Origin of the sequence: Acinetobacter sp. CIP 64.2, from assembly GCF_000369645.1 — a bacterium.
GTDB lineage: Bacteria > Pseudomonadota > Gammaproteobacteria > Pseudomonadales > Moraxellaceae > Acinetobacter.
The window spans coordinates 1,972,324-1,986,186 of sequence record NZ_KB850122.1; the positions used below are offsets into that span (position 1 = coordinate 1,972,324).

Annotated in this window: 11 protein-coding genes; 3 read left to right on the plus strand and 8 right to left on the minus strand. The window is 41.8% G+C overall.

Annotation, left to right across the window (positions count from 1 at the left end; genetic code table 11):
- Positions 1-109: 109 nt before the first annotated feature.
- The 3 genes from F895_RS01975 to F895_RS01965 form a co-directional block, all read right to left on the minus strand.
- Complete coding sequence (locus F895_RS01975; RefSeq protein WP_005244017.1) at positions 110-1,591, minus strand: alanine/glycine:cation symporter family protein; 1,482 nt, start codon at positions 1,589-1,591, stop codon at positions 110-112.
- Positions 1,592-1,685: 94 nt separating this feature from the next.
- The gene (gene gltS / locus F895_RS01970) at positions 1,686-2,921 is read right to left on the minus strand and encodes a sodium/glutamate symporter (protein ID WP_005244019.1); all 1,236 of its coding nucleotides are present in this window, start codon (positions 2,919-2,921) and stop codon (positions 1,686-1,688) included.
- 190 nt (positions 2,922-3,111) lie between these two features.
- Positions 3,112-4,461, minus strand: coding sequence for a DcaP family trimeric outer membrane transporter (locus F895_RS01965; protein ID WP_005244022.1), 1,350 nt, complete (start codon positions 4,459-4,461; stop codon positions 3,112-3,114).
- Between the two features lie 423 nt (positions 4,462-4,884).
- On the opposite strand from F895_RS01965, the gene F895_RS01960 reads away from it, so the two are divergent.
- The gene (locus F895_RS01960) at positions 4,885-5,589 is read left to right on the plus strand and encodes a nitroreductase (RefSeq protein ID WP_005244024.1); all 705 of its coding nucleotides are present in this window, start codon (positions 4,885-4,887) and stop codon (positions 5,587-5,589) included.
- A gap of 22 nt (positions 5,590-5,611) precedes the next feature.
- Here the strand turns inward: F895_RS01960 and F895_RS01955 are convergent, their stop codons facing one another.
- Complete coding sequence (locus F895_RS01955) at positions 5,612-6,829, minus strand: multidrug effflux MFS transporter (RefSeq protein ID WP_005244026.1); 1,218 nt, start codon at positions 6,827-6,829, stop codon at positions 5,612-5,614.
- Positions 6,830-6,937: 108 nt separating this feature from the next.
- Here F895_RS01955 and yccS point away from each other — a divergent pair, with 108 nt between their 5' ends.
- Together yccS and F895_RS01945 are read left to right on the plus strand one after the other, a co-directional pair.
- Positions 6,938-9,112, plus strand: a complete 2,175-nt coding sequence (gene yccS / locus F895_RS01950) for a YccS family putative transporter (protein WP_005244029.1) — start codon at positions 6,938-6,940, stop codon at positions 9,110-9,112.
- A gap of 105 nt (positions 9,113-9,217) precedes the next feature.
- Complete coding sequence (locus tag F895_RS01945; protein ID WP_005244031.1) at positions 9,218-9,802, plus strand: YcxB family protein; 585 nt, start codon at positions 9,218-9,220, stop codon at positions 9,800-9,802.
- A gap of 91 nt (positions 9,803-9,893) precedes the next feature.
- Here the strand turns inward: F895_RS01945 and F895_RS01940 are convergent, their stop codons facing one another.
- The 4 genes from F895_RS01940 to F895_RS01925 are packed head-to-tail and all read right to left on the minus strand — an operon-like array spanning position 9,894 to position 13,674.
- Positions 9,894-11,012 carry a type VI immunity family protein gene (locus F895_RS01940; RefSeq protein ID WP_010589826.1) on the minus strand — a complete coding sequence of 373 codons (1,119 nt, stop codon included), beginning with the start codon at positions 11,010-11,012 and terminating at the stop codon, positions 9,894-9,896.
- A gap of 4 nt (positions 11,013-11,016) precedes the next feature.
- The gene (locus F895_RS01935) at positions 11,017-12,117 is read right to left on the minus strand and encodes a type VI immunity family protein (RefSeq protein ID WP_010589825.1); all 1,101 of its coding nucleotides are present in this window, start codon (positions 12,115-12,117) and stop codon (positions 11,017-11,019) included.
- A 4-nt stretch (positions 12,118-12,121) separates the two neighbouring features.
- A complete protein-coding gene (locus tag F895_RS01930; protein WP_005244035.1) occupies positions 12,122-13,222 on the minus strand; it encodes a type VI immunity family protein in 1,101 nt (366 codons plus the stop codon).
- Between the two features lie 14 nt (positions 13,223-13,236).
- Positions 13,237-13,674: a VRR-NUC domain-containing protein gene (locus F895_RS01925; protein WP_005244036.1), complete on the minus strand. Its 438-nt coding sequence runs from the start codon at positions 13,672-13,674 to the stop codon at positions 13,237-13,239.
- Between the last annotated feature and the right edge of the window lie 189 nt (positions 13,675-13,863).

Genomic DNA, 13,863 nt, shown 5'->3' on the forward strand with positions numbered 1-13,863 from the left:
GTTTACTCATCCAAAAACTGTATCAATTTTTTGTATTTTTCATAAAAAGTTCATAAAAAAAGCTCCTCGAAAGGAGCTTTTAGATTTGATCAATCTTGGCAGAATTCAATTACCAGATATCTGAATCGACTTTTTTCTTCAATTCTGGATACTTATCAATTTTAAACTCAGGCTCTTTAATCCCTTGCTTCAACTGTGAGGTATAGTCTTTCAATAATGTACGCGCCATTGGCGTTAACAGTAAGATTGCGACCAAGTTAATGGTTGCCATAATCCCCATGAATAAGTCAGCCATTGACCAAACCAATGGAACACTACCAATTGCACCGAAGTACACCATGACCAATACAAAGATTCGGAAGATGAACATCACTTTCGGATTGTTATTGATAAACTGTACATTACTTTCCGCATAAGCATAGTTACCTAATACGGCTGAATAACAGAATAAGAACAACAGAATCGCAAGGAAATCGCCACCCCAGCTTCCTACTTGAGACTCTAAAGCACGTTGTGTCAGTTCAACTCCGACAAAGCCCGCATCATGGTAAACACCAGAAACCAAGATAATGATCGCTGTACTGGTACACACAATAAAGGTATCAACGAAAACACCAAGCATCTGTACCAAACCTTGGTTGACTGGATGTTTTACATCAGATGCTGCAGCTGCGTTCGGCGCCGAACCCATACCCGCTTCGTTGGAGAACAAACCACGTTTGATCCCTTGCATCATTGCCATCGAAATCATGGCACCAAAGAAGCCACCCGCTGCGGCATTAAACTGGAAAGCCTCGCTAAAGATCAACTTGAAGATTCCAGGAAGGAGCTCATAGTTGCTTAATGCGATATACAACGCAACTGAAAGATAAAGACCAGCTTTTAATGGTACAAACATTTCAGCAAACTTTGCGATACGCTTAATACCACCAAAAATGGCTAATGCAACCAAGACAACAAGTGCAAGACCAACCCATGAAATAACCAGATCAACACCACCTAGGTGTGCAACCAGATTGGCTTTGTCCCAGCCCCATGCATGCGAAGAAGCGTTTGCAATCGCATTGATTTGAACTGAGTTAAATACGAAACCATACGTAAAGATCAATGCCAGAGCAAAGATCACCCCAAAGGTCTTGCTGCGTAAACCCTGAGTAATATAGTACGCTGGCCCACCCCGGAACTGCTTGCTATTACTATCTCTCACTTTAAACAGCTGCGCGAGCGATGATTCAATAAATGCAGAACTCATGCCTAGTAATGCTGTAAACCACATCCAGAACACCGCACCAGGTCCACCAATCGCAATCGCGATTGCTACACCAGCAATGTTACCTACACCAACACGGCTTGCTAGCCCCGTTACAAACGCCTGAAACGGTGTAAGTCCATGTGAATCTTTTTCTTCAGCTTTACTACGGCTGCCCTTCATCACCTTAATACTGTGGAAGAACATTCGAATCTGTACTGCTTTCGTTGCAATAGTATAGAAAATACCGACTGCAAGCAGGAAAACAACGAGAAAGTCCCATAAAGGATCATTGAAAAAACTTACCCAAGCCATCAGGGTGTCATTTAATTTTTCATTCATCACTTATTCGCTTTTAAATATTTTATGTACATCCGTACATATACGATAACAATGGATGAATCAAAAAAGCCCCGCTTGGGGCTTTTGATCCGACTTAGGCAAAGAATTTCAAAATTAATTGAATTACTGTTGCGTTAATTAAATCAACGAAGAACGCACCACAAAGCGGAACAATCAAGAAGGCTTTATGAGATGGTCCATACATATTGGTAATCGCTTGCATGTTTGCAACTGCGGTTGGTGTTGCACCCATACCAAAACCACAATGACCTGCTGCCAATACCGCTGCATCATAGTTTTTACCCATGACACGGAAGGTAATGAATGCTGCATACAATGCCATGGTAATGGTTTGCGCCCCTAAGATCACAACAAGTGGACCAGCTAAATCGGCCAATTGCCATAATTTCAATGAAAGCAATGCCATTGCGAGATAAAGTGATAATGACGCATTACCAAACACATCAATCGCACGGTCAAAGATATCTACTTTTAATACGCTTTCTAAGATATTACGTAAAATCACACCACCGCCAAGTGCCCAAACGAAAGTTGGTAACTCGAACCATGTACCCTTACTAAAGCCAGTCATGAATTCTGCAAATGCTAAACATGCAGCAAACATCCCCAAGGTCGTAATCGCATTATCCGCAGTAATTAAACGGACTTGGTGGGGATTTTCAAATGGTGCAAGCTCATCAGGATGCTGATCCAGATGCGTATCACGATTTTTGATCTCTGCAGGCGTTTGCGCTTGAGCAAGACTATAGCGGTTGATCAATAGTTTCGCCAATGGCCCACCGATAATACCACCGATAATCAGACCAAAGGTTGCACTCGCCATACCTAACGCTAAAGCACCTTGAATCCCATGTTGGGTTTCAAGAATTTCGCCCCATGCACCTGCGGTACCATGACCACCCGTCAATGTGATTGAACCTGCAATCAAACCGACCAAAGGATCAATACCCAGCATCGTTGCAAGGCTCATACCAACTGCATTCTGTACCACAATAAATGATGCGACACAGATCAGGAAAATCACTAAACCAATACCACCTTCTTTCAACTTCATGAAATTAGCACTTAAGCCAATCGAAGCAAAGAAGATCAGCATAAAACTGGTTTGTAACTCACTACTAAAGACGATACTGTAGCCCCAAAGTGAGTGTACAAGCAGTGAAAGTACTGCTGCAACCAAACCACCCGCAACAGGCTCAGGAATGTTATAGCGCTTTAAGAAGTCAATTTTATTAACGAGTAAACGCCCTAATAACAAGACGATCACCGCCGAAATTAGGGTGTAGAAACCATTAAAAGTAAATTCCATATCTTCTTCCGTTTATTTTAATTGTTCTTCCGATGGTTTTTTCGCCACGTTGGAACGCATAAAATAGTAACTCTCAAAATGAGTGAAAACTCAATCAACTTAATAAAAAGCATACAGTTCTAAGCAAGAACTTTGCCTGTATTCAGCAATTCAGTTTTCACGGATGATTTACACCTACAGGATAGATGGCTTAGAAGTTATAGCGAGCCATTGCTCCTACACGATTATCCTTACCTTTTTGTCCATCAAAAGTTTTACGTTCGCCATAAATATACTCAAGACCAAACGTAATCGGTGTGACAGGTGAATACATAATATTCCACCAACCTTGTTGCAAGGTTTTATTCTGCGCAGTGTCTTTAGCGACAACAGCCTGCTTAGCAAAATCATTGCTATCATCAGCAAACATCGCGCCATAAGCCAAGGTACTACGCAGTTTTGGTGTAATTTGATAGGTTGTGCCCACAGTCAGGGCATCAAACTCATTTAGGTTTAAAGCAAAATTATTTGGGTTTACGTTGTAAGCATTGTTGGTATACAACAAGAATTTACTGTCACCTTTAACATGCGAATAATCGATCATCGCCTGTAATTCATCAGTAAACTTATATTTTGCACCAACTGCAACGCCCCAGCCTAACTCAGAATCATTGGCACTCAGTTGCTTATCATTATTATAAGCCGCTCTACTACGTGCTTCGGTAATCAATGCACGTGCAGATGTCGTGCCCTTGCCTTCTGCAAAATCATATTTCAATTTTGAAGTCAAAGCAGGCGCGCGATTGTCATCATTGCCTTTTTCCAAGGCCACAAAATAATGTGTATCTGGATTCAGTGCGCCACTATAACGAACCATTGGTGTACGGTAAGTCCCAATACCCAGCGGTGAGTTGAAATCCAGCATTTCTGGCTGCAAGTCGGTTGCCAGGAAAGTCGAGGTGGTTTGACCAAATAACCAGTCATTTAGGGTCATATATGCATGACGGATACGAATGGTGTCATTACTGCTACCACCGCGGAAATCTACTTCTAATTTACCGCCGACCTTCGCCCCTTCAACAGGCGCTTTAAAATCAAGTCCTAAACGCGTCACTGTGGCCGTGCTATAGAAACGATCACTGTTCTTTTCAGCGCCTTCTAAATCGACTTTATTGATACGGTTAAAGATCCCATCGCCACCTTTAGCTTGATAAGAAGCATCACCGCGTAAGAAACCATGTAATTTAACTTCCGCACCAGAGGCGGTATTAAAGACCAGTTGTGATTTTTGAGGTACTACAGGAGCAACTGCTACATTTGCAGGATGATCCGGATGTGTTTCCTTTAAATTAGAATGCTCCTGTCCTGGAACAAGCACACTTTGTTGTTTTGCTTGAGGAACATATTGCTGAAGCAACGCTCTTAATTCTTTCACTTCATCACGAAGTTGCTGAATCTGTTCTTGCTCGCTGGCAGCATGGGTGTTGTTCATCATCAAGGCTGCAACAGTGATTGCCAAACCTTGTACTACGAACGGCTTACGGATGAGAGATAAACTCATGAGAAGCTCCTTGTATCTGGTGTATATTTCAACATTTTCCATAAGCATATAGCCGGATAAACTTAATATGCCCGAAATAGAAAATCCCCCTCACCCTATCAGTAAGGAAAGCCTAATCAATTTTTTAAAAAGGGCGTATTATGCATAAATTTCGGATATTGTGTGTACTTTTTATTTAAGGAGTTTTGCTCATTTTGACAGCAATGAAAAAATAGTTTTTCGATTTCATTATGTTACTAATAGTTTTCTTTTTCACACAAACTAAACAAAATATCAAAAATGCGTAACAGGCCGCATTAATTCTTTTATTTTCTCGGCTATTTTCTATACTCGGTTAAATTTTGCCGTGAAAATTATCACGAAAGTTTATTTATTGATTTATAGTCTGCAGATACCACAAGACCAACATGATAAGGAGTTTTTATGAACACGGAACAAGTCCGCTATGTGGATGATGCCATCACCTCTCGCCATTCGGTACGTGCATTTTTAGATACTCCTGTTGACACCCAAACCATCAAAGATATTTTAGCTGTGGCCAGTCGTGCGCCTTCAGGGACCAATGTGCAGCCGTGGAAAGTGTATGTGGTGACCGGGCAAAAACGTAACGAAATGATTGACCGTGTTTGTCGCGCGCAAATTGAACTCCTGCAAAAACCCGAACTGGCAGCCCAATATCAAGAAACCTTCGCCTACTATCCTGCAACCTGGATCTCACCCTTCATTGACCGTCGTCGTGCCAATGGTTGGGGACTATATGGCTTATTGGGTATCCAGAAAGGCGAGAAAGAAAAAATGGCGGCGCAGCAATTACGTAATTTCCAATTGTTCGATGCCCCTGTTGCCCTGTATTTCACCGTCAACAAAATTATGGGCATCGGTTCAAAAATGGATATTGCCATGATGATCCAAAATGTCATGGTCGCCGCTAAAGCCCGTGGCTTAGACACCTGTCCACAAGCAGCATGGAATCATTTTCATCCTATCGTACTCGATATTCTGGGTGCACCTGAAGATGAGGAACTGGTCTGTGCTGTAGCTTTAGGCCATGCTGATCCTGAACATATCGTCAACACATTTATTACCCCTCGCGAACCGGTAGAAAACTTCACGGTCTTTTTAGACTAAGTCTGGAGGTCAAGCAGTGTCTCTAAGTAGAGAGACTGCTTTGTTGCTGTTGTCCAACTTTTAAAATCGCGAAAAAGCCAGCGCTGGTAAACAGCAGCATCATGATGCCCATATTTAAAGATGCTTTCCAGACCAAGAAGTTCAACATCAATCCTGCCAACAAACCACAAGCAAATTGCATACTGCCCATAATCGCACTGGCTGTGCCTGCACGCGCACCTTGCTGTGACATGGCCAAAGCCATGGCATTTGGCCCCGTCAAACCAATTCCAGACACCACCAAGAATAGACCAGACATTAACAATACCAAGGGTGCATCTGCCATTAAACCTGCACTCAGTACAATCAAGGCACCAAAACACTGGATTAAACCGCCTAAGCGCAAACGCTGGAAAATCCCCATTCGGCTATTCAGATGTTTATTGAAAGATGACATCAACATAATCCCTGCGGCATTTAACGCAAAGGCATAAGAGAAATGCTGTTGGGATAAGCCATATTGCCCCATAAATACTTCAGAAGCCGAGCTGATATAACAGAATAAGGCTGCTCCCGTTAAACAACCCGCAAACATGGGCACACGGAAGCTTTCGTCTTTGAAAATTGCGGCATAAAGCGTCGTAACCTGATAAGCCGAAAGTTTTAAACGGCGTTCAGCGGGCAGAGATTCTTTAAAGAAGAAATGCACACATAGCCAACACAGCACCCCAATCATCGACAAGGTAATAAAAATCGCCTGCCATGGGAAGAAATTCAAAATCCATGCGCCAAAAATAGGTGCCAGAATTGGTGCCAGCCCCATCACAATCATCATGCTGGAAAACGCTTGTGCAGAACCTTGCATGTCCAAACGATCACGGATGGTCGCCCGTGCCATGACCACGCCCACACAGCCGCCCACGGCCTGAAAGATACGTGCGGCAATCAAGGCCCATTCATTGGTGGCGAACACACAAGCCAGACTGGCGATTGCATACAGTGCCAAACCAAAATATAGGGGGTTTTTACGGCCAATGCGGTCACTGACAGGTCCATAGATCAATTGTCCAATCGCCAACCCTAAAAAATAAGCTGGTAAGGTATTGGCCACCATTTGTGTACTGACCCCAAACTCATCTGCCATTTGTGGCAAAGCGGGTAAGTACATATCAATTGATAAGGGCCCTAATGCGGTTAACAAGGCAAGCAACAAAATCCATGCTGTTGAATATTGACGCTGATGGGGTTGCTCTGCCTGCATAATGCTCTACTTTTCATCTATTACTTAGATTCTAAGCTTAGCATCCCCAACATATTTGTGCATAATAAGAATGAGAAAATCGATTGCAGAATACAAAAAGGACAAACTTTGAATCCTTGGTTCGGACGTTTAAGACAAGCAACCTATAACACCACGTTTATGTATAACGTGCGCATGTTAATCGCCTTTACGGGTACAGCTTTTGTTCCCTATCTTTTAAATGATCAATTGGCCACCATTCCATTGACTTTGGGTGTGGTTGCCGCCGCGATTAGTGATATTGATGATCGCTTTTCAGTGCGCATCCAGAATCTGCTCTATACCTATATTGGTTTCTTTATTACCGCCGCTTCGGTGCAACTGTTATTCCCCTATCCTGTCGCTTTTGCCATTGGCTTAATCGCCTCATGTATCGGCTGGATTTTATTGGGTTCTTTGGGCCGTCGTTATGCCACCATTGCCTATGGCTGTCTGGTGATTTCGGTCTATGCCATGCTGGGTGTGCACTTATTTGAACAATGGTATATGCAACCTGCCTTATTGGTCGCGGGTGCTGCATGGTATGGTTTGCTTTCTACCATTAGCTTCCTGCTTTTTCCAGTCCGAAAAGTTCAAGATCAGCTTGCTGCATCCTACACGGCTCTGGGGAGTTTCCTGTTTGCCAAGTCAAACTTATTTGATGTGGACATGACCCCTTCCAGCTATCAGCAAAGTATGATTGATATCGCCATGGAAAACGGTAAGTTAGTCGCAATCTTTAATGATCTTCGCATGTCATTATTAACACGTCTCAAAGGTGACCGAGGGCAAAAAGACACTCGACGTAGTCTGCAATATTATTTCGTAGCACAAGACATCCATGAACGCGCTGACTCAGCCCATATTGATTATCAAAAGCTGGCAAAGGTATTTCAACATAGCGATATCTTATTTCGTTTTCAGCGGATTTTGTCCATCCAAGGCAAAGCCTGTCAGGACTTGGCCCAATCGATTTTAAGTCGTACCCGTTATACGCATAACAAACGCTTTAAACACAGTTTTGAGAACTTGCGTCTATCGCTGGAAAAACTGCGTGAAGAGGGTCAATATGATCAAGTCCGGATCAATGCCCTGTTTGCACTGTATCAAAATCTCAAATCAATTGATGCTCAGTTACAAAACTTAGAGACTGAACGTAATCTGCAAAAGATTAATGCAGAGCATACCGAGAGCCAGCTTAAAGATGATGATCTCAAGGGCTGGAATGACATCATGGTACGGGTAAAACAACATCTCACGCCTGAATCGGTATTATTCCGTCATGCCGTGCGTTTATCCATCGTCCTCTTTATTGGCTATCTGTTTATTCAGCTCACCAATATTGCTTACGGCTACTGGATTTTACTCACCGCCTTATTTGTCTGCCAACCCAACTTCAACGCCACCAAACGCCGCTTATACCTTCGTATCATCGGCACACTGGTCGGGATTATTGTCGGTCTGGCGATTATCTATTTTATTCCTTCGATCGAAGGACAGTTGGTGATGCTGATTCTGAGCGGTGTACTGTTCCTTGAATTGCGCAGTAAGCAATATGCCCAAGCGACCGCTTTTATTACGATCCTTGCCCTCATTAACTTTAATTTAGATGGTTCTGCTTTTGCTGCAGGTTTTCCACGTTTGATTGATACCGTGATTGGTTGTGCCTTGGCATGGTTTGGGGTCAGCTTTATCTGGCCAGACTGGAAATTCCGCAGACTGCCCCGCTCGATTCAACGTTCTTTACAGGCACAATGTAAATACCTTGCGGAAGTGGTTGAACAATATCATCAAGGTCGCAACAATGCTTTAAATTATCGGGTGGTACGCCGCACCGCACATAATACCGATGCAGAAGTCGCATCACTGATCTCAACCATTGCGACAGAACCGAATATCGATATCAATAAAAAAAGTCAGGCGTTTGAGTTTTTATGTCTCAGCCATACTTTTTTAAGCTATATCGCCGCATTGGGGGCGCATCGAGAGCAAATTCAAGATCAGGAAGTCTTAGCCTTACTTGATCAGGCTCTGGATGATATCCAAGGGGCACTACTGAGAGATGAAGTTCCTGATCTATCTGCGCAAAACCTGATGCAAACCATCCGTGAGCGCCTGAGTGACAATAATGATAATGATCCAAAATCGCTCATCATTTTACAGCAACTTTCACTGATGCTCAGCGTATTAACGCGTCTCAGTATGCTAAAACAGAGCCTGAGCCATGAACCGAATGAAGAGGGTACCGAATTTGCTTCACTTTAACAGCCGTTGAGATTGCAACCGCTCCCATGATTCGCCATTGGCATAATATCTTTGCATGCCAATAGATGTTAAACTAAACCCAGTTATATACTCATTTTTTATACTATGACCGCCAAAACGCTATACGCTTATACGCTACAACCTGTTCCTTATGAAGTTTCTGAAGCTGAACAACGTCAAGCTCAACTGATGATTTGGCGTAGTACCAACAAATTCAGCCGCAAAGCATGGATGATTATGATTGCACTGGTTGTGCTTTCATTGGTTGCTGCAGGACTTATTAAATATTATTCAACCTACTCAACCGTGATTTGCTGGGTCGTGATTATCAGTGTGGTACTGTTCTATCTGATCAAACGTTTTGGTCTGGAATGGTACGTTAAACGTAAAATGACTGAATTCCCAGTACAGGAAATCAAAGGCTTACGTTTAGGAGTACAACCACATGGTATCGTAATGCGCCAAAAAATGGGCCTACAAGAAGGTACTGCAACTATTGGCTGGAAAGACATTTACGAATGGTATAGTTCTCCTGATTTTATTTTGGTGAACTTCAAAGTAAAAACGCCAAAAGGTGAAGAACAACAAGGCGCTTATATTTTGCCAAAACGCATGGATTCAAAGAATTTCTCTTTCAATACCGTACGCAAGCATTTAAACGAAACCGTTGGTGCTGCCAAATCAATCTAAGCTTTAAAGATTGATTCCAAAACCTCCCTTGCTGGGAGGTTTTTTTTAATGGATGAATAAAAGAAAAATTAAGAATAATGTCATCATTTTTTTAAAGCAGATTAGATGCGTTATTCCAGTCTATGCGCCGATCTAAAAACGCATATTGAGCTGTTAGTTTGGGTTCTGCCTGTAATTTTTCAAAATAATCCAGCACTTCACTCTCTGGAATATCAAAACGTTTCATCCATGCTTCGGCTCGATAACCTTTAAGCAGAGGTATTTCTTCTGTATCGTAATTGCCTCTATGCAGCGTCTGTATCCTTTCGGCTCGTAATGGCTTAAGGATACGATTGAGTAAGACATAAGGTGCAGGCAGAGGGTCAACTTCATCAGAACCACTTAAAGCGAGATTGCCTGCTTGAATCAGGATGCCAGTCCCATAGTCGTACCCAATAAACCAGCTCATTGGTAACTCACTATTTAAGGCTTCTTCTTCACGAATTTTATTAAACCATTCGTTGTTAATTGCAGTGAGCCAACTGACTGTTTTTATATCATTTAATAAATGATCTGATTCTAGGAATGGACTACCGACATTCATTGCCCAGAGTTTACGAGACAAGTAGGCTTCGGTTGGTTCATTTTTCTCAGATCTAATCTTAGAGATGATACAGGCATAGCCAGCATAACCATGATTGGCTTTTAAGCGTTGCGCGCAGTTAATAAATAACTCAATAAATAATTTTGTATTCTCTTCAACCCATTCGACTGGCATGGAAAATGTTAAATTACTTTGATAAATTTCCATTTCTGATTGCCACTTGCTAACCCCTCCAACATTAAATTCCCAAGCGCCTGTAGCAAATTTTTCTTTGCCACTGGTATATAGCAAATTAAATGCTTTCATTTGGCTGTAGGATTTCAAAATATCTGTTAATGGTTTTGTATCTTTATAGGCTGAAGTTGCTTTTTCGCCTTTGGGTGGCTCATCTTGCCAAAGCCAAGTGAGATGATCTTTCGCATAGACTTGATAGTCGTCAAAGCATTGTGCAATCGCTTCACGTATTTCGTCACTAAAGCCTTCTTTAAAATAAAGCACAGCACGAATGGCAGGGATTGCCCCGACGTAATCTTCTGGACCTTGGGGAGTGAAAATACCTCCACCAATTGCACCTTTTTCCTGTTGGTCAGCCCAAACTTTATAGTCTTCTTGATTTTTAAAATGCAAAGACCTACCCCCAATCCACACGCCGATCCAAGAATGCGTGTTTAGAGTTTAACTTTGGCTCAGATTGTAGCTTGCCGAAATACTCAAGCTTTTGATCATCTTTAATGTCAAAACGTTTCATCCATGCTTCGGCGCGATAACCTTTGATTAGAGGGTTTTCCTCAGTATCTTGATTTCCCCAATGAATAGCTTGTATCCTTTCGACTCGTAATGGCTTAAGGATACGATTGAGTAAGACATAAGATGCAGGCAGAGGGTCAACTTCGTCAGAACCGCTTAAAGCGAGATTGCCTGCTTGAATCACGATGCCAGTCCCATAATCGTATCCAATAAACCAGCTCATTGGTAACTCACTATTTAAGGCTTCTTGTTCTCGAATTTTATTAAACCATTCATGGTTAATGGCAGTGAGCCAACTGACTGTTTTTATTCCGCTGATAAGATATTTTGCACTTAAGAACGGATCTCCAACATCCATTGCCCAAAATTTTCGAGATAAGTAGGCTTCAGTTGGTTCATTTTTATCTTCTCTAATTTGAGAAATAATACAGGCATAGCCAGCATAACCATGATTGGCTTTTAAGCGTTGCGCGCAGTTAATAAATAATTCAATAAAAAGTTTGGTATTTTCTTCAACCCATTCCACGGGCATGGAAAAGGTTAGAACGCTCTGATGAATCCCCATTTCTGATTGCCATTTACTTTTTCCACCAACAGTAAACTCCCATGCTCCCGTCGCAAATTTCTCTTTACCGCTAGTGTATAAAAAATAGAAAGCCTTCATAGGACTATAATTTTTTAAACTATCTCGTATAGGTTTTGCTTTATCGAAGGTTGTATTTTCGCTTTCACTTTTTGGTGGTTCATCTTGCCATTGCCAAGTCAAATATTCTTTGGCGTAGGTTTGATAGTCATCAAAACATTGTGCAATCGCTTCACGCATTTCAGTGCTATAGCCTTCTTTAAAATAAAGCACAGCCCGAATGGCAGGAATAGCTCCAACATAATCTTCTGGACCTTGGGGAGTGAAAATACCTCCACCAATTGCATCTTTTTCCTGTTGGTCAGCCCAAACTTTATAGTCTTCTTGATTTTTAAAATGCAAAGACCTACCCCCAATCAACACGCCGATCCAAGAATGCGTGTTTAGAGTTTAACTTTGGCTCAGATTGTAGCTTGCCAAAATACTCAAGCTTCTGATCATCTTTAATGTCAAAACGTTTCATCCATGCTTCGGCTCGATAACCTGTAATTAATGGATTTTCTTCTGTATCGTAATTGCCTCTATGCAGCGTCTGTATCCTTTCGGCTCGTAATGGCTTCAGTATACGATTGAGTAAGACATAAGGTGCAGGCAGAGGGTCAACTTCGTCAGAACCACTTAAAGGGAGATTACCTGCTTGAATCACGATGCCAGTCCCATAGTCGTAACCGATAAACCAGCTCATTGGTAACTCACTATTTAAGGCTTCTTCTTCACGAATTTTATTAAACCATTCATGGTTAATGGCAGTAAGCCAACTGACTGTTTTTATGCCATTACGCAAATAACTTGCGTCAAGGAATGGATTCCCGATATCCATTGCCCAAAATTTACGAGATAAATAGGCTTCTGTCGGTTCATTCTTGTCATCACGGATTTGAGAAATAATACAGGCATAGCCTGCATAACCATGACTGGCTTTTAAGCGTCGAGCACAGTTGATAAATAACTCAATAAAAACTTTGGTGTTTTCTTCTACCCATTCAACAGGCATCGAAAAAGTTAAGGTACTTTGATATGTCCCATTTTCTATTTGCCATTTACTTTTTCCGCTAATATTACACTCCCATGCGCCCGTCGCAAATTTCTCCTTTCCGCTGGTATATAGCAAATTAAATGCTTTCATTTGGCTGTAGGATTTCAAAATATCTGTTAATGGTTTTGTATCTTTATAGGCTGAAGTTGCTTTTTCACCTTTGGGTGGTTCATCTTGCCATAACCATGTTAAATGACTTTTAGCAATTTTTTGATAATCATCAAAGCATTGCACTATGGCTTCACGCATTTCATCGCTATAGCCTTCTTTAAAATAAAGCACAGCACGAATAGCAGGGATTGCCCCAACATAATCTTCAGGTCCTTGAGGAGTGAAAATCCCTCCACCAATTGCGCCTTTTTCCTGTTGATCTGCCCAAACTTTATAATCTTCTTGATTTTTAAAATGCATAACTTTGTCCAAAATTACCAAGCTGGTGTTGGTTTAGGTAATGGGAAACGTGGTCGAGGGATTTTTCCTCTGGAAATAAAATATAAAAGTGTTCCAGCTATTGCAGCAGCCCAAGCTGCTGCAGTCGATACTTCGCTTGCATTATCGTCTTTTTCATTACCGCAATCACATTCATTCTCATCTAGCTGTTTAACTTTATGTCGATTGCCTGCAATCTTTGCATATTCCTCTTTTTGAGTTTTTCCAAAATCATCAGTACCAAACTTAATTTCAACGACATGCTTAATGTTGTCTTGTGTGGGCGGTTTGGTCGGGTCATTGACAATGACAACATCAGGGCGTCGAATCATACCTTCGCCAGCCTCATAAGGATAGCCTTTGTCCTTTTCCCAGTATTTTTTAATCCATCCTGGAAGATAATCATGAGCCTTAGTTAAAATTCCTTTGTCCATGATGGGTTCAGGGGGATTTTTATGCATGTCATAGTTTACTTCGGGCTTATAAGGGCTATGATGCCCCAAGAAGCGTTCTAGTTCCTTTAAACGCTCAGATACGCATGATTGGTACTGATTATGCCCTGCCTTACCTTTATTGGGTCTGGCATCACAATTGAACCGTACCGGGTTTGTCGGAGACTCAAT